This is a genomic window from Photobacterium malacitanum, assembly GCF_900185615.1.
In the GTDB taxonomy this organism is placed as follows: domain Bacteria; phylum Pseudomonadota; class Gammaproteobacteria; order Enterobacterales; family Vibrionaceae; genus Photobacterium; species Photobacterium malacitanum.
In genome coordinates, this window is sequence record NZ_FYAK01000001.1 from 985,825 (window position 1) to 1,008,446 (window position 22,622).

The 22,622-nt window shown below is 43.0% G+C and carries 22 protein-coding genes; all 22 read right to left on the reverse strand.

Going from position 1 to position 22,622, the window contains the following annotated elements; all coding sequences use genetic code 11:
• Positions 1-8: 8 nt before the first annotated feature.
• Positions 9-1,169: a protein-glutamate methylesterase/protein-glutamine glutaminase gene (locus PMAL9190_RS04410; protein WP_065177279.1), complete on the reverse strand. Its 1,161-nt coding sequence runs from the start codon at positions 1,167-1,169 to the stop codon at positions 9-11.
• A 72-nt stretch (positions 1,170-1,241) separates the two neighbouring features.
• Positions 1,242-3,365, reverse strand: a complete 2,124-nt coding sequence (locus PMAL9190_RS04415; protein WP_087844079.1) for a chemotaxis protein CheA — start codon at positions 3,363-3,365, stop codon at positions 1,242-1,244.
• A 9-nt stretch (positions 3,366-3,374) separates the two neighbouring features.
• Positions 3,375-4,094, reverse strand: a complete 720-nt coding sequence (locus tag PMAL9190_RS04420; RefSeq protein ID WP_087844080.1) for a protein phosphatase CheZ — start codon at positions 4,092-4,094, stop codon at positions 3,375-3,377.
• A 31-nt stretch (positions 4,095-4,125) separates the two neighbouring features.
• Positions 4,126-4,497, reverse strand: coding sequence for a chemotaxis response regulator CheY (cheY, locus tag PMAL9190_RS04425; protein WP_065166451.1), 372 nt, complete (start codon positions 4,495-4,497; stop codon positions 4,126-4,128).
• 72 nt (positions 4,498-4,569) lie between these two features.
• Positions 4,570-5,292 (reverse strand): RNA polymerase sigma factor FliA, encoded by a 723-nt coding sequence (locus PMAL9190_RS04430; protein ID WP_087844082.1) that lies wholly within the window; start codon positions 5,290-5,292, stop codon positions 4,570-4,572.
• Entirely contained in the window at positions 5,285-6,175 is an 891-nt protein-coding gene (locus PMAL9190_RS04435) for a MinD/ParA family protein (RefSeq protein ID WP_087844083.1), read from the reverse strand. The genes PMAL9190_RS04430 and PMAL9190_RS04435 overlap by 8 nt, the downstream gene beginning before the upstream one ends.
• A complete protein-coding gene (flhF, locus tag PMAL9190_RS04440) occupies positions 6,168-7,790 on the reverse strand; it encodes a flagellar biosynthesis GTPase FlhF (protein ID WP_087844084.1) in 1,623 nt (540 codons plus the stop codon). The genes PMAL9190_RS04435 and flhF overlap by 8 nt, the downstream gene beginning before the upstream one ends.
• A 51-nt stretch (positions 7,791-7,841) precedes the next feature.
• Positions 7,842-9,938 (reverse strand): flagellar biosynthesis protein FlhA, encoded by a 2,097-nt coding sequence (gene flhA / locus PMAL9190_RS04445; RefSeq protein ID WP_087844085.1) that lies wholly within the window; start codon positions 9,936-9,938, stop codon positions 7,842-7,844.
• 170 nt (positions 9,939-10,108) lie between these two features.
• A complete protein-coding gene (flhB, locus tag PMAL9190_RS04450; RefSeq protein WP_065166455.1) occupies positions 10,109-11,239 on the reverse strand; it encodes a flagellar biosynthesis protein FlhB in 1,131 nt (376 codons plus the stop codon).
• Positions 11,240-11,311: 72 nt separating this feature from the next.
• The gene (fliR, locus tag PMAL9190_RS04455) at positions 11,312-12,094 is read right to left on the reverse strand and encodes a flagellar biosynthetic protein FliR (RefSeq protein ID WP_087844086.1); all 783 of its coding nucleotides are present in this window, start codon (positions 12,092-12,094) and stop codon (positions 11,312-11,314) included.
• Between the two features lie 58 nt (positions 12,095-12,152).
• Positions 12,153-12,422 (reverse strand): flagellar biosynthesis protein FliQ, encoded by a 270-nt coding sequence (gene fliQ / locus PMAL9190_RS04460; protein WP_087819314.1) that lies wholly within the window; start codon positions 12,420-12,422, stop codon positions 12,153-12,155.
• A 30-nt stretch (positions 12,423-12,452) separates the two neighbouring features.
• Complete coding sequence (gene fliP / locus PMAL9190_RS04465; protein WP_370738746.1) at positions 12,453-13,247, reverse strand: flagellar type III secretion system pore protein FliP; 795 nt, start codon at positions 13,245-13,247, stop codon at positions 12,453-12,455.
• Positions 13,248-13,278: 31 nt separating this feature from the next.
• Positions 13,279-13,635: a flagellar biosynthetic protein FliO gene (fliO, locus tag PMAL9190_RS04470; protein WP_065166458.1), complete on the reverse strand. Its 357-nt coding sequence runs from the start codon at positions 13,633-13,635 to the stop codon at positions 13,279-13,281.
• Between the two features lie 9 nt (positions 13,636-13,644).
• The gene (gene fliN, locus PMAL9190_RS04475) at positions 13,645-14,031 is read right to left on the reverse strand and encodes a flagellar motor switch protein FliN (protein ID WP_060997075.1); all 387 of its coding nucleotides are present in this window, start codon (positions 14,029-14,031) and stop codon (positions 13,645-13,647) included.
• Positions 14,032-14,053: 22 nt separating this feature from the next.
• The gene (fliM, locus tag PMAL9190_RS04480; RefSeq protein ID WP_087844087.1) at positions 14,054-15,103 is read right to left on the reverse strand and encodes a flagellar motor switch protein FliM; all 1,050 of its coding nucleotides are present in this window, start codon (positions 15,101-15,103) and stop codon (positions 14,054-14,056) included.
• A 7-nt stretch (positions 15,104-15,110) separates the two neighbouring features.
• A complete protein-coding gene (fliL, locus tag PMAL9190_RS04485) occupies positions 15,111-15,590 on the reverse strand; it encodes a flagellar basal body-associated protein FliL (RefSeq protein ID WP_087844088.1) in 480 nt (159 codons plus the stop codon).
• 64 nt (positions 15,591-15,654) lie between these two features.
• A complete protein-coding gene (locus PMAL9190_RS04490) occupies positions 15,655-17,016 on the reverse strand; it encodes a flagellar hook-length control protein FliK (protein WP_087844089.1) in 1,362 nt (453 codons plus the stop codon).
• A gap of 132 nt (positions 17,017-17,148) precedes the next feature.
• Positions 17,149-17,592 carry a flagellar export protein FliJ gene (gene fliJ / locus PMAL9190_RS04495; protein WP_087844090.1) on the reverse strand — a complete coding sequence of 148 codons (444 nt, stop codon included), beginning with the start codon at positions 17,590-17,592 and terminating at the stop codon, positions 17,149-17,151.
• 43 nt (positions 17,593-17,635) lie between these two features.
• Positions 17,636-18,952 carry a flagellar protein export ATPase FliI gene (fliI, locus tag PMAL9190_RS04500; RefSeq protein WP_065177269.1) on the reverse strand — a complete coding sequence of 439 codons (1,317 nt, stop codon included), beginning with the start codon at positions 18,950-18,952 and terminating at the stop codon, positions 17,636-17,638.
• Positions 18,949-19,764, reverse strand: a complete 816-nt coding sequence (gene fliH / locus PMAL9190_RS04505; RefSeq protein WP_087844091.1) for a flagellar assembly protein FliH — start codon at positions 19,762-19,764, stop codon at positions 18,949-18,951. The genes fliI and fliH overlap by 4 nt, the downstream gene beginning before the upstream one ends.
• A gap of 45 nt (positions 19,765-19,809) precedes the next feature.
• Positions 19,810-20,850 (reverse strand): flagellar motor switch protein FliG, encoded by a 1,041-nt coding sequence (gene fliG, locus PMAL9190_RS04510; protein ID WP_087844092.1) that lies wholly within the window; start codon positions 20,848-20,850, stop codon positions 19,810-19,812.
• Positions 20,843-22,585, reverse strand: coding sequence for a flagellar basal-body MS-ring/collar protein FliF (fliF, locus tag PMAL9190_RS04515; protein WP_087844093.1), 1,743 nt, complete (start codon positions 22,583-22,585; stop codon positions 20,843-20,845). The genes fliG and fliF overlap by 8 nt, the downstream gene beginning before the upstream one ends.
• Between the last annotated feature and the right edge of the window lie 37 nt (positions 22,586-22,622).

A 22,622-nucleotide genomic window follows, 5' to 3' on the forward strand; every position in this document is an offset into this window, starting at 1 on the left:
TTAACTCCTCACGACAAACCCAATTCAATTAAAATATATTCCGCAATGCGGTCAAGGGGAAGATCATGACTAGAAATGCCCGCTTTAGCAACTGCTTGTGGCATACCATATACCACACAGCTATCTTCATCTTGTGCCCACACGGTTGAGCCATTAGCTTTTAACATTCGCGCACCTTCGCGACCGTCTGCCCCCATGCCCGTTAGCACTATCGATAATACTCGATCATTAAACACTTTCGCCGCCGAACCAAAACTGACATCAACACAAGGCTTGTAATTCATACGTTCGCCACCATCAATAATGCGTAATCGAGCTCCAACAGCCCGTCCATCGACCATCATCTGCTGTCCGCCTGGGGCTAAATACGCCACGCCTGCACGAAGTATATCGCCATTTTGCGCTTCTTTTACTTCAATGCGACACAGGTTATTTAATCGAGCCGCAAACGCCGCCGTAAATGTTGCAGGCATATGCTGCACTAAAATAATCGGATATGGAAAATTCGCTGGTAGTTGGGTCAGAATTTTTTGTAATGCGACCGGCCCTCCCGTTGAGGTTCCAATTGCGACTAACTGATATTTTTTACCTGAGGCGCGAAAGCGTAATGGTATTTTGGCTGCCAGTGCGGATTCACTACTCGTTCGTCCAGTATTTATTGTAGTGACAGCAGGGCGAACTTCAGCCGTCATCGCAGACATATTACGCCCAGAAGGTGTAGATAGCGTCTTTATCGGCGCAGATAGACCATTATGACGTCGTAAATAAAAACGTTTTCCGGCTAATTCAGCCACTCGCTTTTGTAATAGATCGACCGCTTCATCACGATTACGGGCAATATCTTCAAACTTTTTCGGCAAAAAGTCGAGTGCACCAGCATCAAGTGCATCTAAGGTCGCTTGTGCACCATCTTGGGTTAAAGAAGAAAACATCAAAATAGGCGTTGGGGCTATTTTCATTATTTCACGTACCGCAGTAATACCATCCATCACCGGCATTTCAATATCCATGGTAATAACATCAGGCTGTAACACTTTCACCAGCTCACATGCTTCTTTACCATTAGTGGCATTGCCAACAACGGTTAATCGAGGATCGGCATTAATAATCTCACTCACACGGCGACGAAAAAAACTTGAATCATCAACCACTAACACCTTTATTGCCATTTTTTTATTCCTTTACCTAAACAATACCGTCAGCCTAACCACTGTCGGTCTATCGGTTATTATTGTTAGTAATTAACGTCTTACATAATGTTTTAACAGGTTCGGTACATCTAAAATAAGCGCAATATGACCATCACTGGTAATGGTTGCTCCTGCCATGCCCGGCGTGCCTTTGAGAAGATTATCTAACGGTTTAATCACCACTTCTTCTTGACCGATCAGACTATCAACCACAAAACCGACTCGTTGGTGACCCGTTTGAACAATCACCACATGGCCATAACTATTATGCTGTTGATGATGCGATGATTTTTTCGATAACCAATCTTGCAGAAAAAATAATGGAATCGCTTTTTCGCGTACCACAATCGTTAATTGACCATCAACGGTATGGGTCTTGGTTAAATCTAAATGGAAAATCTCATTCACACTCGCTAACGGTAACGCAAATGGCTGCTGCGCTACGCCAACCATTAATGTCGGTAAAATGGCTAATGTTAGTGGTACTTTAATGTCAATTCGAGTTCCTTTGCCTAACACCGAATTAATCGCTATCGAGCCATTAAGTTGGTTGATACTGGTTTTAACCACATCCATACCAACACCACGCCCTGAAATATCTGAAATCTGTTTTTTAGTCGAAAAACCAGGGGCAAAAATCAAATTATAAGCATCATTATCACTTAAGCGTGAGGCAGCATCCTGATCCATCATGCCGCGATCAATCGCGATTTGACGCAATTTATTGGCATCCATACCGCCACCATCATCTTCAATGGTTAATCGAATATGATCCCCTTCTTGTGATGCGGAAAGTAACACTTTACCTGTTGGTGACTTACCGGCTTGCTCGCGCACTGCTGGCATTTCAATACCATGATCAACTGAATTACGTACTAAGTGCACTAAAGGATCGGCTAAGGCTTCCACTAAGTTTTTATCAAGATCCGTATCTTCACCTACCATTTCCAGCACGATTTCTTTATTAAGACTGCGGGCTAAATCACGTACTACTCGCGGAAAACGACCAAAGACTTTTTTGATAGGCTGCATGCGGGTTTTCATTACCGCACCTTGAAGATCAGCTGTAACAACATCCAATGTCGATACCGCTTTAGACATTTCTTCATCGGTGGTATTTAACCCTAAACTCACCAGACGATTGCGCACTAACACTAACTCACCGACCATGTTCATGATGATATCAAGGGTTGAAGTATCAACACGTACTGTGGTGTCGGCTTGAGGCTTAGGTTTATCTTTGGTCACAACTGACGCTGTAGGGGTTACTGGCTCAACCACGTTGTTATTAGTGGCTAAATGCGGGTTAACAGTAACAAACTCCGTCTCTAATGGCTCAGCAGTCACAGCTGTAGGAGCAATCTGAGGTCCACGACCGACACCATGTAATTGATCTAATAAGTTTTCAAACTCATCATCTGTCATCAAATTATCATTAACAACCGCGAGATTATCATTCGCGATAGCAGGATCAGCCGTTACAGCTATAGCCTCACTTCCTGGGGCCTTACCACTGCCATGTAATTCATCCAATAACCGTTCAAACTCATCATCAGTAATATCACTACTTTCAACACTGCTCGCAATAGTAGCCGTTGTCATTACTGCTGAAGGTGGCACTGATACTGAAGAGGGAGAATTACCCACACCGTGTAACTCATCCAGTAAGCGATCAAATTCATCTTGAGTAATATCATCGATACTATCAGCATTAATCGCACTGGTTGATGATGAAGCAATAACGGGCTCTGGATCAGGCTCAATCACTGCGGTTTCAACAGTGGTCGGTGGTAAGCTGTAATGATGCAATTGATCCAATAATGTTTGATCAGCTTTCGTGAGAGGCTGGTGCGCTTGTACTTGAGTAAACATCACGTTGATACAATCTAACGCTGTTAAAATCACATCCATGAGATCTGGTGTGACGCTACGCTTACCGGTACGTAATAAATCAAATACGTTTTCAGCACCGTGGCAAGCATCAACTAGCTCAGCCAAAGATAAAAAACCAGCACCGCCTTTAACGGTATGGAAGCCACGAAAGATAGCATTTAATAATTCACTATCGTCAGGACGACGTTCAAGTTCAACTAATTGCTCAGACAATAATTCAAGAATTTCCCCAGCTTCGATCAAAAAGTCTTGTAGGATATCTTCATCTAAATCAAAACTCATAAATTCCCTCTAAAATCCAAGACTTGAAAGTAAATCATCAACATCATCCTGTGATGAAAGTGCATCTTTGCGTTGCTGGGGATTAATAATTGGTCCTTCAGCAGTCACCACTGATGGTTGTATTGCTGTCTCAGTTAGTGCTGCTTGCTCGATACCAAATGCTTGCAGAATATCAAGCATTCGCTGTTCAACTTCATGAACTAAGCTGATCACCCGTCGTATCACTTGCCCAGTAAGATCCTGAAAATCTTGCGCCATTAAAATATCAGTTAAATGCTCACGTAAAAGAGCGCTATCTTGATTAACTTGATTTAATAACTGATTAATATCGTGGCAAAGTTGTTTAAAATCAGCCAAGGCAATTTGACCTGCCATTAACTGCTGCCATTGCGGCTGAAGGTGTTGCAATGTTTGCTGTAATTGTTCGGCAATTGGTAACGTTATTTCAACCGCATCCATGGTCCGGTTAGCGGCAGCTTCTGTTTTATCAATCACATAAGATAAACTGTCACGCGCATCCGGAATATCGGTTTTAGCCAAATCATTCCAACGCGGATCAAGCCGAAAACTAACTAAGGAATCATGCAGCTGACGCGTCATTTTTCCCACTTCCTCATACATAGGAGAACGTTGATGTTCAACTAAAGTTTGCACTAATGTATTAGCTTGTTGTTGCTGTCCTTGCTCAAGCAACACCACTAATTGCTGCGCTTGCTCTAATGAAATCATGGTTCACTTTCCCTATGCCAAAACGCAATAACTACTGTAACCGTTCAAAAATCTTCGCGAGTTTTTCTTTTAATGTCGCCGCATTAAACGGTTTAACAATATAACCATTCACACCAGCTTGAGCGGCTTCAATGATTTGTTCACGCTTAGCTTCCGCGGTGATCATCAACACTGGTAAATGTTTTAATTGCTCATCAGAACGAATATGACGTAATAAATCAATACCTTGCATTCCTGGCATATTCCAGTCAGTCACCACAAAGTCAAAATCACCTCGTTTTAATAGCGGCAATGCTGTTACACCATCATCGGCTTCAACAGTATTGTTAAATCCTAAATCACGCAGTAAATTTTTAACGATACGACGCATTGTTGAAAAATCATCAACAATAAGAATTTTCATATTAGTATTCAAAATTGCCTCCACAGAAAACTGTGTTGTAAGTTATAAATAATGACAGCACTATTATTGAAATCACGCAGCCCAAGCATGTAATTTAGCCCGTAATCGCTGCATCGCTTGGCTATGAATCTGACAAATACGCGATTCACTCACACCAATAACGGCACCTATTTCCTTTAAATTCATTTCTTCGTCGTAATACAGTGACAGCACTAATGCTTCTCGCTCTGGCAGGGTTTTAATCGCTGCCGCTAAGCTATGACGAAAACTATCATCAACTACGCCTTGGAATGGCAGATTTTGATTAATATCTTCATCATTAACCATTGTTTCTTCACCACCCGCAAGATCAGCAATACCGACAATACGACCGCAATTAACATCGTTTAACGCTTGGTGGTATTGCTCTAATGGCATATCAAGATAAGCGGATATTTCATGGTCTGTCGGATCGCGGCCAAGACTATGTTCAAGGTGTGCAATCGCATCACTGATAAGCCGATTATTTTTATACACCGAACGTGGCACCCAATCGCCACGGCGAATATCATCGAGCATCGCGCCACGAATACGAATACCCGCAAAGGTTTCAAAGCTCGCCCCTTTGCTAGGATCGTAATTTTGCTGTGCTTCTAACAACCCAATCATCCCCGATTGAATCAAATCTTCGACTAATACATTTGGTGGTAAGCGCGCCATTAAATGATGTGCAATCCGCTTTACCAAGGTCGAATAGCGCTCAATAAACGCCTGCGGGCTTTGTTGGTAACGACTATAAGTTAACGTTTTATTCACAAATTGGCGCCTCCATGGCTCGCGGTTTATGCACTAACAACCGTTCAACAAAAAACTCTAAATGCCCACCAGGATGATGAGGAATTGGCCATGTCATCGCTTTTGATGCCAATGAGTTCAATGCTAACGCTGCCGGTGTATGCGGAAATGCCTCAACCACTAATTTTTGACGCTTCACTGCTTGGCGAACGTTATCATCAAGAGGAATACAGGCGGCAAGTTCTAGATTGGCATCAAGAAAACGTTCCGTTACTCGCGTTAATTTAATGAATAGATCACGCCCTTCACGATAACTACGAACCATGTTGGCAACAATCTTAAATCGTTGAATATCATACTCACGACTCAAAATTTTCATTAATGCGTACGCATCTGTGATCGAGGTCGGTTCATCACACACCACAATAATGATGTCTTGAGCTGCGCGAGCAAAACTGAGCACCATGTCAGAAATACCAGCAGCGGTATCGACAATAAAAAAATCGATCTCGTCTTGTAAATTACCAAACGCACGAATTAAGCCAGCATGCTGTGCAGGGGTTAATTCCGCCATATTCTGAGTGCCCGAAGCCGATGGAATAATTTTTACGCCATAAGGGCCTTCGATAATAATATCTTTAAGTTCGCACAACCCAGCCAGCACATGTGAAAGATTTCGCCCAGCACGTAACCCTAACATCACATCGACATTGGCTAACCCAAGATCAGCATCAAGCACCATGACACGTTTGCCTTGGCGCGCCATTGAAATTGCCATATTAAGTGTGACATTGGTTTTACCTACGCCACCTTTACCGCCAGTAACCGTAATGACTTTTGTCGACGTTAATTGGGTCATTCGACGTAAACCACTCGCTTGATCGTACATGATGTTCTCAGTCATAAAAATCGGCCGTTTTGTTATCTGAACTATCACTAGCCCAGACATGAGATTGCTGTGACAACTCTCGTTCTAACAACTCATTGGCACGCGAAACTAGGTAATTTCCCGTTGCTACTTTCAAATCTTCCGGAACCCGTTGACCATCTGCTAAATATGCAATGGGTAAGGCATTTTGAATAGCAACACAGATTATTTCACCCAAACTTAATGATTCATCAAGCTTGGTTAATACACAGCCTGACAATGGAATACGACGAAAATGCTCAATCGTCTCCTCAAGCACCCGTCGTTGTGATGTTGCTGGCATCACCAAATAACTGCGAATTTTAGCGCCGCTATTTTGCATTATGGTATCTAACTGTTCGGTCAAACGAATATCCCGTTGCCCCATTCCAGCAGTATCAAGCAACACTAATCGTCGATGGCGTAACTGATGAAGTATATCGGCCAATTCTTGCGCATCTTTAGCTACTCTGACAGGACACCCCATAATTCGGCCATAAGTAGCAAGCTGTTCATGAGCACCAATACGGTAATTATCTGTGGTCACTAATGCGATTTGACTAGGGCCAAACTCCATTGCAGCCCGTGCAGCCAATTTGGCAACGGTGGTTGTTTTACCGACCCCAGTTGGCCCAAGTAAAGCCACCACACCACCTGTTTCTAAAATACAATCATCAGTGGTCAGTATTTGATCTGCTAATAAATCAAGTAGTGCTGGCCATGCTTCATTGGTCGGTAAATCTTCAGGAATATAACAAGCTAATTGATCTGCGAGTTGGTCTGATAGACCCATTTTTTCTAATCGCTTAATCATCATTGCTCGCATTGGCTCTTGGCGTTCAACTTCTTGCCACATCAGCCCGGATAATTGATGCTCTAATAAACGTCGAATTGAGATAATTTCAGCACGCATCGTCTCTAAGTCATCGTCTTTACGTGTCCCTTTGGCTTCATAGCGACTCGGATCTAACCGTGGCTTACGTGGTGGCGTACCATAATCATTTCGACCAATAGCCACTTCACGTTCAAATTGTTTTGACGCTGGACGGTTATAATCCCCCACATTGAGATCATGTGATTGATCATCGTAGCGGCGTTTGGGTTGCGATCGTAATGATGCTGGTTGACGATCAATGCCATGTTGCTGCCGATGCTGCTCATGGGTATCACTGTGATAATAATGCTGACGCACTTGCTCTCGGCTGCCTTCATGTGAATGAGTCGCTTGTGACTGCAACTGATCTTGATGCTTTGATTGGCGCTGTAATAATGCCGTTAATGAATCAACAGAGGCCATATTGTCTGGCGTTTCTGTGGAAGCGGCATAATTTTGGAGCACACTGGCAAACTGCTTTGATGCCGCAGGCGTCACATTGACTTTATCATCAGCAAGTTTACGCCGTGCTTGTCCTAAGCCTTGGGCTAACTCATCACGCACATCATGATTGGTTTTTGCCACCATAGGTTGAGTGTCAGTATCAACCGCAGCGACAATTTCTACGCCACCAGAAACTTTTTTATTGGACATAATCACTGCATCAGGGCCAAGTTCTTCTTTGACTTCGCTAAGTGCTGTTCTCATGTCCTTGGCAAAAAATCGTTTTATTTTCAAACTTAATTCCCTATCAGCACGTGCTTAAATGAATATTGAGTTTCATCATTATTAATGGCCAACCGCATTAACAATGCGAATTTGCTTTTCATCCGGTACTTCCTGATAAGACAGTACTCTCAATGTTGGTATGGTATTTTTGACAAACTTTGCCAAAGTAGAACGCAAAACACCGGATGTGAGTAATACTGCTGGCTCACCTTTTAATTCTTGTTGCTGGGTCGCCTCAGTAAGCGATCGTTGCAGACGCTCAGCAAGTCCTGGTTCAATACCAGAAGACTCCCCACCAGCAGACTGCATCGTCTGATGCAATATTTGTTCCAACTCAGGAACCAAAGTAATCACTGGTAATTCTGACTCTATTCCATTGATTTCCTGACATATTAATCGTTTCAAGCCAATGCGCGCTGCGGCGGTAAGAATGTCAGGATCTTGACTCTTGGTGGAATACTCAGACAAGGTTTGAACGATGGTTCGAATATCCCGTAATGGAATAGCTTCGTTAAGTAGGTTCTGCATTACTTTCACTACCACACCCAGTGGTAATTGATCAGGTACAAAACCATCCACCAATTTAGGTGTCGATTGACCTAACATTTCAAGTAAGTTTTGAACTTCTTCATGGCCTAATAATTGTGCGGCATGATTGGTCAATAGTTGACTTAGATGGGTTGCTAATACGGTAGCTGAATCAACCACGGTATAGCCTAATGCTTGAGCATGTTCACGTTGAGAGACTTGAATCCATACCGCTTCTAAACCAAATGCAGGATCAAAAGTGCGTTCGCCATCAATACTGCCAAACACTTGGCCTGGGTTAATGGCTAAATCCATATTGGGATGAATATTCGCTTCACCACACGTCACCCCCATGAGGCTAATACGGTAACTATTTGGTGGTAATTCTAAATTGTCGCGAATATGAACTGGCGGTACAAGGAAACCAAAATCTTGAGAAAGTTTTTTACGTACGCCTTTAACACGCTCTAACAGTTCTCCACCTTGATCTTTATCGACCATAGAAATAAGCCGATAACCAACTTCTAAGCCAATAGTATCGACTGGCTGCACATCATCCCATGACAGCTCTTTAAGCGGCAGGGTTGGAGCCATATCATGAGTTGGTCGTTCTTTTTCAACCACTGCAGCGGTCTGATCTTTTTTGTGACGCCAATAAGCAAGGCCACCAATCAGTGCTGCTAGTAATAAAAACGGTATATGGGGCATGCCCGGCACAATACCCATTACAAATAAAATCGAACCAGTAATGATCAGCGCCTGCGGATTATTAAACATTTGAAAATACATTTGCTGGCCCATATCCTCGTCAGTATTTTGACGAGTTACCAACATTGCAGCACCAATGGACAATAATAACGACGGTATCTGTGCAACCAATCCATCACCAATGGTAAGTAGGCTATATATTTCCAGTGCTTCAACAAACGCTAATCCATGTTGAGTCATACCGATGATTAAGCCGCCGATAATATTAAGAAATAAAATCAGAATACCGGCAATTGCATCCCCTTTTACAAACTTAGACGCACCGTCCATCGAACCATAAAAATCGGCTTCTTTGGTAACTTCAAAACGACGAGTACGGGCTTGCTCTTGATCAATTAGACCCGCATTTAAATCGGCATCAATCGCCATTTGCTTACCCGGCAAGGCATCAAGCGTAAAGCGAGCACTAACTTCAGATATACGACCTGCACCTTTAGTTACGACCATGAAGTTAATGATCATCAAAATAATGAACACCACTAAACCGACCGCATAATTACCGCCAATCACAACCGCACCAAAGGCGTGAATGACCTCACCAGCCGCTTCTGGTCCTTCATGACCATGGAGTAACACGATCCGTGTTGAGGCAACGTTAAGTGCTAGACGTAATAAGGTCGCGATAAGCAATACAGTTGGAAAAGCAGCAAAATCGAGAGGGCGACGAGTGTAAACAGTGACTAACAACACCACTAATGCCAACGCAATATTAAAAGTAAAAACCATGTCTAGCATTAATGGCGGTATTGGCAGAATGATCATCGCCAAGGTCGCCAATACCATTATCGGCGCACCGATTGCAGGCATATTTTGTAAACGCGCTAACGGTAGGCGCGCAGCCGCAGGAATTGAAAGCTTCATTGTATTTTCATCAAATCACGATTTATTGGTATGAAGACGACTGCTTTCTAAACTAAAAATTAGCCATAATTCTTCACAGATACAATCGCTTATAGCAAGTATCATGCCGCATAATTCTGCCATTATTTTGACGGTAAATTTATGCTTCCATACTAATTATGATGAAATGATTAATGCTGTAATTCTTGAGGAATATCCGTTGCGGCAGCGGATAATATTGGCTTCTGCCCTTTACCACGGCGGTAGGCTTTTAATTGGAAAACATAAGCCAATACTTGCGCCACCGCGACAAATAAACCATCGGGTACTTGCTGCTCTAATTCGGTGGTGTAATAGATCGCACGTGCTAATGGTGCGGCAGGCACAATATCAATATTGTGTTTGTTGGCAATTTCACGAATTTTAAGTGCTAAGTGATCGCCACCTTTGGCAATCACAATCGGCGCAGCGTCCAGTTTAGGATCATAACGCAATGCCACCGAATAGTGTTCAGGGTTGGTGATCACCACATCGGCTTGTGGTACATCTGCCATCATTCGTCGCTGCGCCATTTCACGTTGCAGCATACGAATACGCCCCTTTACTTCAGGCTTACCTTCAGAATCTTTATATTCATCTTTAATTTCTTGCTTGGTCATTTTCAATTGGTCACTAAAATGCCAAATCTGATAAGGCACATCAATCGCCACGACCACCAGCAATGAACAACAGATCAATAGCACAAAGTTGAGCAAAATATCCAAAGCATGAAAATAATTAGCTGGAAAGGTTTCAATACTGAGTTGAAAAAAATCATCCAAACTTGAATAAATCAGATACCCCGCCACACTTGCCACTAAGCCAACTTTAAGGATTGATTTAATCAGTTCGACCCAACTTTGGCTACCAAACATCCGTTTAAGGCCACTTAGGGGGTTCATTTTAGACAATTTTGGCATCGCCGCTTCAGAAGAAAAGCGTACTCCACCTAACCCTGCCGCGCCGATTAACGCGGCAGTAAATAAAAACACCAAAATAATCACTAACGGTAAAAATACTTCCCATATCGCATTCGTAATCACCGTTAATAACAAATGCACATCAAATACTTCTTCACGGCTAAGGGTAAACATGCGCGTCATTATTCGACCTAAAGCACTGCTTAACCCTTCACCAAACCACATTAAACCGACAGCACCGGAAACCAATACTGCCACGGAGGCTAATTCTCTTGAGCGCGGTACTTGACCTTTTTCTCGCGCCTGCTCGCGTTTTCGCGCGGTGGCGTCTTCGGTACGTTCTTGACCGTCAGCATCCGACATAATGGTACGTCCATGGTGAATTTGAAGAAGAATGATCTGCGAAATACATCGCTATAAAATAACAGTCAACAGTTAGCAATCAAGCCTCGCTAAGCGACACACCTGATCCAAACCCAGTTGCCAAATGGCCTCATACTGCGGCACAATCCCGAGCACAATAAACCAACTGATCGCTAAGCCAAGTAACAGTGCAAATGAAAAACCTAACGAGAAAATATTTAACTGTGGTGCGGCACGCGTCATAACCCCAAACGACAGATTAACCGTTAATAATGCAATCACTCCCGCTAATGCCATATCCACCCCAGCTTTAAAGATATGTCCAAACCAACCGGCTAATTGATAATAATCTGCCGCCACTAACATACTGCTTCCCACTGGCAAAGTGGTAAAACTCAGCACCACCACATTAAGCATGGTTAAATGCCCATCAGTGGCTAAAAACAGCAATATTGCTAGAAACATATAAAATTGCCCTAGCACTGGAGTATTTTGCCCATTGGCAGGATCGACCATAGAAGCAAAACCTAAGCTCGATTGCATACCTAATATCTGCCCTAACAATACAAAGGTTTGAGTAATAAACTGGGTCACTAATCCCATTGCGACACCAATAATAATTTGTTGGGTCGTCACTATAAATCCTGCTAACGAAAGCAGTTCAATATCCGTCGGCACTTTAGGCAACATCGGCATCACCGCGAAAGTGATGGTTAATGCGAGATAAAGTCGAATCTTTGGCGACACAAAACGGGCTCCAAAAAAAGTCATCGCCATCATCATTGAAGAAATACGCGTGAACGGCCAAAAATAATTGGCAATCCAGTCTAATAATATGCTTGAGGTATAGTGCATAAACTGTGGTTACTCATAACTCACAAATGACGCTGTATTCGCAATTGTCGTCATAGTGCTAATACAACAACTGCGGTATTTGTTCGACAATACGGAAAAAATAATCCATCAGCATTCGCGTCATCATATGACCAAAAAACATCAAGGCTAATAGCGTCACGATTAAGCGCGGTAAAAAACTTAATGTTTGTTCGTTAATCGACGTTGCTGCTTGAAATACTGCCACCACCAGACCAATTAATAAGCCCGGAATGATGATCGCGCACACCATGATTAACACCATGTATAACGCTTCTTGAAAAATATCGACAAACGCTTCTGGAGTCATTGGTTATTTATCCTTGCCATTTTCGCTGTTTTATAAAGTGCCAAAGCTGGCCGCTAACGTCGACAATATTAAATTCCAACCATCGACCAAGACAAACAACATTAACTTAAACGGTAGCGATACAATCATCGGCGATAGCATCATCATACCCATTGCCATTAATACCGAAGCCACCACTAAATCGATAATTAGAAACGGTAAAAACAACATAAAGCCTATTTGAAACGCAGTTTTAAGTTCTGAGGTAATAAACGCTGGCACTAATACTGTTAACGGTACAGTTTGAGGATCCGTGGCGTTAGAGCCCGACATGTTGACAAAGGTTTCAAGATCTTTCACTCGCGTTTGCTTCAACATAAATTGTCGCATCGGATCTTCTGCTTTGGCTAATGCCTGCTGAGCACTGATTTGTTCATTAATATAAGGCTGCACCGCATCAGTATTAATTTTATCGATAACAGGTGACATCACAAAAAAAGTTAAAAACATTGCAATGCCAATAATCACCTGATTAGAGGGCGTTTGTTGCAATCCCATTGCTTGGCGCAAAATCGACATCACTACCACGATACGGGTAAACGATGTCATTAGGATCACCACTGCTGGCAAAAAGCCCAGCGCAGTCATCAGGGCTAATATTTGCAGCGTGATTGAGTAATCTTCGCTGCCATCAGGGTTCATGGTCACTGACAATGCAGGAATACCACTACTGCCCTTACTCGCCGTTAAATGTCCTGCAGCGCTTTCTGTTGCCATTGCAGCTTGAGTAATGCTTTCGGTTGCTGACGCTGGCATAGCCATCAACCAGCTACCAATAAACACCATCAACAGCAGTCTGTTTAAATACGGTAAAACGTTATTTTTTATCATTAGTGGTTATCAATCGGCTCAGCTGAGACGCAAAATCTGTCGCTGGCACATCTTCCATGATTAAGGGCTGTTCAAGTTTGGTGAGTAACGAAATATTATGCTGAGTGATGCCAACTAATAATTGTTCGTCACCGACTTGAATTAATGCAATCCGTTCCCGTTGACCAAGTGTCAGTTGTTTCACAATCGTCAACCGTTGATCATTACTGTGCACGCCAACCAAACGCATTTTTTTCAGCAGCCACGCTAAAAATAGAATAATCACAATCACCAGCACTAATGACGCTAGCGTGGTAGCTAAATTTAAATCGGGCGCTTGCCCTAATGGTACAGATTGATCCATCACTGACTCTTAACGTAACTTTTTAATGCGTTCGGTTTGACTGATCACATCGGTTAAACGAATACCGAATTTATCATTCACCACCACCACTTCACCGTGAGCGATCAAGGTACCATTGACCATCACATCCAGTGACTCGCCCGCAATACGATCAAGCTCAACCACTGAGCCTTGGTTAAGTTGCAGTAAATTACGAATACTGATTTGCGTCCGTCCCACTTCCATTGAAATCGTCACCGGAATATCCATGATGGTATCAAGCTTACGGCGCTCATCATCAGAGATCGGGGCGGTATCATCGGTTAATTCTTCTAACGGTGCAGTCTGAACCGTATCTTGTTGCTCTGCTAATGCTGCTGCCCAGTCATCTGCCATTTGTTGATCATTTTGAGACATTGTTATTCCTGCTTATTTATTATCAATGCGTTTCATCGTCACTATTCATCTCTAATAATGTCGAGCTTAATAGTTCACGATCTAAGAAAGCCAAATCCGTTTTCACCATATCTGGACGTTTTAATTTATCGGTGATTTTAAGGGCGACATTATCACCACAGCGGCCCATTTTGGCGCGATAAGTTGGTAAGTCTTCAACAAAAATCGTTGCTGATTCTGGCATCGTTATCGGAATAACATCGCCAGTTTGAAGCTCCATTAAATCGCGTAATGAAATATCAATATCCAATAGTTTTGCGCGTAAATTCACGGGCACATCCATGATTTCATCACGTAATGCGTGGCTCCAACGTACATCGGTGTCCATCTTGTCGCTTTGAACACCCGCATCCAGTAATTCTCGAATTGGTTCAACCATCGAATAAGGCATTACCACATGAAAATCACCGCCACCGCCATCAATTTCGATGTGAAATGAGCTCACCACTATGACTTCGGTTGGGCTGACAATATTGGCCATGGTTGGGTTAACTTCGGAATCGATATATTCAAAGTCAACCGACATTACTGGCGACCATGCTTCACGGTAATCTTCAAACACCAGTTTAAGCAGCATTTGTACAATTCGGCGCTCGGTCGGAGTAAATTCACGTCCTTCAATCTTGGCGTGAAAACGACCATCGCCACCAAAAAAGTTCTCAACTAAAATAAATACTAATCGTGCTTCCATGGTGATCAACGCCGTACCTTTTAACGGTCTAAAGCGCACCATATTTAAACTGGTCGGCACATAAAGTGTATTTTGGTATTCACCAAACTTAATCATCTGAACACCATTGATCGACACTTCAGCGGTTTTTCGCAGCATATTAAATAAGCTGATTCGCATATGACGCGCAAAGCGTTCATTGATCAATTCAAGAGTCGGCATTCGTCCACGAACAATGCGATCTTGCGATGAAAAATCAAATGTTGTTATGCCTGAACCTTGCTCACTATCATTGGTCTCTTCTGGCTCATCGACCCCATGTAATAGTGCATCAATTTCATCTTGGGTTAATAAATCACTCACAGTGCACCTATTGCATCACAAAGCCGGTAAATAACACCCGTTCTATCACAGGCATGTCAGTCATCTTGTTCATTGTTGCTTGTACTGCTGTCAACGCTTGTTGACGCAATTGCTCACGCCCTAGCGGTTGACGTAACTGTTCAACAGTGGTCGCGGAAAAAGTTTGCAGTAATCTACTTTCGATCAGCGGTATATGTTTATTGGCTAAGATTTCATTGGCTTCACCACGCACCATCAACTGAACTTTTATCTGTACCAATCTATCCCGTTCTTTACCGATGACATTAAAAATAAATGGCTCTGGTAACACGATGTAATAGGCTGACATTTGTAATGGTGCGGTCGTTGATGTAGCAGATGGCTCAACCGTCGCTTGAGACGCAATAGAAACTGAAGAATAGAGCCACACTGCTCCCGCAATCATTGCTGCAACCATTATGCTTACCACACTAATAACGGTTATTTTTTTTCTTTTTCCGCCAAACATTACTCGTCCTTGGTTACTATTTTTTATTACCGATTAAATATTTATTACCAATATCCACAACACACTATGCGTAGTAATCGACGTGATCTTTATTGTCTGTTACTAATAGTTGAGTCTGGATCTGGGATTGCTCTACTTCAGGCTGTAATTGCCCCTCAGTTGCCGCTATTGATGATGATTGCTTACCTGATTGTGAATCCGCAGCATGATGATTGTGCTGTCCTGAAAATTGCTGCGGTGTTTCTTGCTGAACTGAACTTTGTGCTAATTGTAATCCCTGTTGTTGCAGCATTTCTCGTAGCCTTGGCATCGCTTGTTCAACCATGTCACGGGTTTGCGAGTTATTAACCGTAAATTGCACTGATGCCTGATCTTGAGTGATGTTCAATTTAATTTGAATTTTTCCGAGCTCTGGCGGATCTAAGCGAATATCAACCTGTTTAAGGTTTTTTGCCATCATCATATTAATTCGCTCATGCACTTGTTCACCCGCGTGTTCACGGGTGAGCAATAATGGTGATTGAACCGGTGTCATCGCCACTGCGGGTTCTGGTTTCAATGCTGTCGCTGAAGGTGTTGTTAATCCCGCCAGTTGTTGCGCTAAAGACTCACTATTAGCATTCATCGTTGCGGGCTGAGAAAGACGACTCTTCGATGCTAATAAATCGCCAGTTTCGACGTTTTCCATGCTCTGCAGTATATCTGAGGTTGGTGTGGTGACAGTTGCTGTCACTGACGTCGCAACTGTTGATAATGGCAAATTATTGACACCACCATCAATGCCGACGTCAGCTTTTTGGCTCTCAGCCGCTGTTGCTGCAGCCATTGAAGTTTGTAAAGCTGTAGTCGTAGGGGGCAAGCTTTTGCCGCTACTATCAATTATACTCGCCTCTGCTGACGAGGTATTATTAAGCTGCTGATTTGATTGAGTAAGCTGTTGTATAAACACATTCCCAGCAGCCATTAACTGACTAATATCGTCAGCGGCGGGTAGTGTTTGGGGATCCTTTGCAACGGTATCAGCTGCAACAACATCGGTTGCTGCATCGTCAGTAACAACAACGCCCGTCATTGATACATCAGTTAATATATCTGCATTGTCATCAACCGTTACCGTGTCGTCATTCGTGTCGCTACTCACAGCAACAGTATTTGGAGTGACAATATCTTGAGCAATAATATTTTGCTCTTGAGCGGCGATAGCATCAGTGTCACTGGTTTTAGCATCAATATTGACGCTATCATCACCAGAAACTAACTCACTATTATTGCTAGCTAATAGTGGCTGGTTATCATCCAGTGCTTGTTGATATTGTTGGTAAAAATCATCATCACTTGGTGTGGTAGTTGCAGATTCAGCAGCCGTTGCCGCTGATGAAACCACTGATTTTGGTGTTTGCGCTGATGACACATTAAATAGATTCATAGCAACTCTTTTAATACGTGTCGCTACAAACGACAGATAAATGAATAACTGTTTGAAATAAAGCGTCAAAAAAACGTTTGATTCCAAGCTGATGTTCTATGTTAATGCAAAAAGCAAACCAGTTTTTTAATTCTAGCGTTGTTGACGTCGAGCAAACTGTAACGTGACAAATTCATCCATCATTTTTTGCTCTTGTTTATCCAAAAAAAGTCGTCGCTCACGCTGCTTTTTCTCTAATAACCATTCAATACCGCGTTTCTTTTGTTGCATCGCTTGCCAATGTTGACGGCATTGCTCAATTTGATTATCGAAGTAGCCCCCGGCCTGTTTTTGTTTCTCAAGCGTGGTATCAAGTTGAGTTAAAAATTTTTGTAAATGGCTATATTGACTAGCAGTCAGCCCTTGCTGTCCACGCTCAGAAAGCTGGCGACAATAATCTAAACGATACTGCTCAATTTGGGCTAATTGCTGCAAATAATTTTGTTGTTCAAGTTGGGCTTGGTTAAGGGCTAAACTGGCTTGATGTTCTTGTTGTTGCGCTTGTTCTATCAATAATTCAAATGTTCTTAATGGCATACTATAACGACCTTGTCTTTGATTACCTTATTTGCAAATACCATTAGCCTCCTAATGTAGAGCGCAACATATTGACGCACATTTCATAAGGCACTGCTTGTTTCATTTCTTGTTGTAAATAATCATCTAATTTGGGTTTAAAATTAAACGCCTGATCAATGGTGGCATCGGTGCCGGGCTTATAAGCACCAATCGCAACCAAATCTTGATTTTTACGGCAAATAGATAAAATTTGGCGGACCGCTTTTGACATCAGCATATGCTCATCGCTAACAATGGCTGGCATAACCCGGCTCACGGAACGCTCAACATCAATCGCCGGATAATGACCGGCATCTGCCATTTCTCGCGATAACACAATGTGACCATCAAGGATCGCCCGTGAGGCATCAGCTATCGGATCTTGCAGATCATCACCTTCACTTAGCACCGTAAAAAAAGCGGTAATTGAACCTTGGTTTTCATTGCCATTACCAGCACGTTCCACCAGCGCAGGTAGCTTAGCAAATACTGATGGCGGGTAGCCTTTGGTCGCTGGCGGCTCACCAACAGATAACGCAATTTCACGCTGTGCCTGAGCAAAACGAGTCAATGAATCCATCAGCAACAACACATCAAAACCTTGATCTCGAAAATACTCAGCAATTGTCAGTGACGTTTGGCAACCTTTTAAGCGCATTAATGGCGAAGCATCAGCAGGCGCAGCAATCACCACCGCCCGTTCTCGGCCTTCTTTGCCTAATATTTCATCAATAAATTCTTTTACTTCTCGACCACGCTCACCGATTAATCCCACCACCACAATTTGGGCACTGGTACCACGAGTCATCATGCCTAATGTCACCGATTTACCCACACCTGAACCTGCAAATAGGCCGATCCGCTGACCTTTGCCAACCGTCAATAAACCATTAATGGCTTTAATACCAACATCTAGTGGCTCTTTAATTGGTTTGCGTGATAACGGATTTATCGGTACTGAAGTAAATGCTGCTCGTTGTTCAGTTAAAATAGCCCCTAAGCCATCTAATGGATTCCCCATTCCATCAATCACTCGCCCTAATAATTCAGGGCCAACGGGAATACCACTGTTATGTAAAATAGGGGTTACCTTAGCGCCCGGCATGACCCCTGATAGCTGCTCGCTGGGCATTAAAAATAAGGTTTCCCCCGCAAAACCGACCACTTCTGCTTCTAATTCACCAGTGACAGTTTCCACCTTACAAACACTGCCAACAGGGGCGCGACAACCAATGGCTTCAAGGGTTAAGCCAACCACGCGCTCTAACCGCCCTGAAGCCACAGGTTTACAGCCAGTATTCGTGGTTTGGTAACGACTTAAGCGCTGTGCGAGGGTCATTGCGTTGGCTCTTGCAAGTGACTGTTGAGTTCATTAAAGGTGGTTAATGAATGCATAATTCGATCATCAATTAAATAATCAACACTAGAGCTGCCACATTCCAACTGCAAATCACCTCGCTGTAAACTTGGCTCGGCAATCAGAGACCATTGACGTTGTTGTAAATCTGCTTCATCAAAATGGGCATGCACTAATGCTACATCCTCAGGATGAAGATGCATTTTTATCGCCCGCTCGGCAATCGGCAAAGTTGCTACCACTTCACGTAACGTATTAAGTAATACTTGCGGATTGGTTTTTACTTCAACTCGAATCAGCGCCTTAGTTAAGCCATTAACCAATAACAATAACTGTTGCTCAACCTCGGCATCAACTTGCGCAATCGGATCGGAAAATTTATCCATCACCGCAACTAATAATGCCACTTGCTGTGCAATTTGAGCTTGGGCTTGTTCAAGTCCTTGCTGTAATCCTTGCGCTAACCCTTCCGCATGGCCTGCGCTAACACCTTCAGCATGACCCTGAGCAAAACCTTCGCTGTGTCCTGCTTGACGACCTTGTTCAACACCTTCGTCATAAGCTGATTGCTGCATAGCTTCAAGTTCGGCCGCCGTTAATGGTGACGGTGCTGGCTCTGATTCAGGTTCAGGATCTGGCGGCAACGGCTGAAGATGATATTGATGATCATAATTAAGCGCATTTTCAGTTTCATGTTCACCATCGTTGCTGTAATCAGGATAAGACCAACGCTCAAGCTCTTGTGCTTGATGTTCAGGTACGCGCATAAAACCGCGGCGACGTTCATTACTCATGCGAAATAGCCGCTCCCATAGTCAATAATAACGTTAATCATTTTCTTATAAGAACTCATCGGTACCGCCATTACCTGTTAATACAATCTCGCCTAAATCAGATAAACGACGCGCAATAGATAAGATTTCTTTCTGCGCCGCTTCAACATCAGCCACTCGAATCGGTCCCATCGCTTCTAAATCTTCTTGCAGCATTTCACCGGCACGCTTAGACATATTGCTATAAAACTTATCACGCAACATATCATCCGCACCTTTAAGGGCTTTTTGTAGTAAATCTTGGGGAACATCACGGAGTAAGGTTTGAATACCGCGATCATCAACTTCAATCAAATTATCAAATACAAACATCAAATCTTGAATTTGAGTGGCTGTCTCTTCATCGTTTTCACGAATTTGATCCATCAACAGCCCTTCAACGTTATTATCGAGGTAGTTCATGATCTCAGCCGCCGCTTTAAGACCACCAATCTTGGCTGCTTGCGCACCGGCTTGACCGGCAAATTGTTTTTCCATGATATCGTTTAATTCATGCAATGCCGCAGGCTGTACTTCTTCTAAGTTAGCAATACGCATCATCAAATCTAACCGCACGCGCTCAGGAAATTGCGATAAAATTTCAGCCGACTGTTCCGGCTCTAAATACGATAAAACAATGGTTTGAATTTGTGGGTGTTCATTAAGAATAATGCTGGCAACTTGACGTGGATCCATCCATTTCAAAGAATCAAGTCCACGCGAGCCACTGCCCATCAGTATTTGATCAACTAAGTTATTGGCTTTGTCTTCACCTAATGCTGCCACTAACGCATTACGCACAAAATCTTCACTGCCCATACCAATGCTGGTGTATTTTTGAATCTCTTCTAAAAATAACCGATGAACGCTAGAGACTTTATCTTGATTTAAATTTTTCATGCTTGCCATGGTGCCACCGACCCGCTGCACTTGCTTAGGATCGAGGTGACGAATAATGCTGGCAGCATCTTGTTCATTAAGACTTAATAATAAAATCGCAGCTTTTTCAGCACCATTAAGGCTTTTAATATCAAATTTATTATCAACTGTTGCTACGTCATTAGCCATCTTCATTCATCCAGCTTTTCACTACTTGAGCAGCAAGATCAGGTTCATTGGCAACCAATGCTCGTACTGCTTTCAGTAAATCTTCATCTTTATGTAAATTAGGTAGATCTAAACTACTACTACTTAATTCAAAACTTTCATGGCCATCGACATCACCGCCAATCAAATCAGTACCATCGCTGCTACTGTGAGTCAGTATTGGCATACCATTTTCATCTAACGGTGTACCGTCTGCGGTTTGATTTGGATAGAGCAGCTTCTTCATTGCTGGACGCACCAGTACTATCACAATGACAATAATCACTAATGCCGCTGCTAGCCAACGCACCCAACTGCTAAAGTTCGGGTTTTCCCAAATTGGCACCTCAGCTAATAATTGCTCTTCTGGTAACGCAAATGGCACTGATAATACTTCTAATAAATCGCCACGGGCGGCTGAAAAACCAATCCCTCCCATTAGTAAGCGGCGAATTTTAACAATTTCAGCTTCTGAGACTGGCACGCGCGTAATGTCACCGGTTTTAGGATCGACAATGGTTTTATAGTCAATTGCCACCGAAACCGTTTGGCGATCAATCACTCCTGTTTGGGCACGCTTATGACTAATGGTGGTATCTAACTCATAATTACGCGTCGATTCACGGTGCATACGGCCATTACCGCTGCTCGTTCCCGCTTGCATATCTTTGATATTTTCAGGAATAGCACTACTCACAGGCGGCTGATTGCTTAATGCGCCAGGAATACCCGCCACCACTTGGCCGCCATTGCTATCTTCACGGGTAAACTCACTTCGTGTAGCTGCTGTTGCAGGGTTATACCGTTTATGGGTTTCTTCTAAGGCTGAGAAATCCATCGTAATATCAACTTGCGAGGTGTAATTTCCTAACCCTAAAACTGGCATTAAAATCGCGTCAATTTTTTCACGTAGTGATTGTTCTTGTTTGCGCTCTAATTCATATTCTTTACGTTTCGCGCTTGAGCCAGGATCTTCAGTGCCCGAGCTTAATAAACGTCCATGTTGATCGGTAACGGTAACGCGTGTCGGACTTAATCCTGGCACCGCGGTTGCTACCATATCAACAATTGAATCCACTTCTTGCTGACCCAAGGCACTGCCAGAGGCTAGGGTTAGAAAAACCGTTGCGGTCGCGTCTTGATTATGACGCACAAACACACTTTGCTTGGGCATGGCTAATAACACTTGTGCCTTGCGCACTTGGCTAATTTGTTCAATCGCACGTGCTAATTGGCGTTCACGGCTTAATTTTAAGCGTTCATTTTCAAGCCGTTGTGATACGCCAAATCCCATGTCTTGCAATAAAATATCATCGCCTTCAGCAGTGCGACTGTTTAAACCACTGCGGGTTAAGTCTAATTTTATGCTGCTGTATTTATCGGCAGGAACACGAATAGTGTTACCATCAAGTTGGTAATCAACCTGCTTTTGATCGAAGTGATCTAGGATAGGAATTAACTCTTCGGTTTCATAGCTACCAAGTGGCCGCATTTCGGGTTCTTTTATCCATACCACCACCATCACAATTAATGCCACACAGATGGCAACCGATAGCACTAAAATAACCTGCCGTAACAGATCAAGGTTGCCTAAAATACTGTCGGTACGTGATGCTTTTTTCTCGGCAAGATCTGGATCTTGAGAGGCATCGCGTAACACCGGCGAAGTATTATTATTTGCAACCGCAACTTGCTGATTAACAATCTGATCTGACACTATTTATTACTCACACATATCACCAAATGATGCGTTA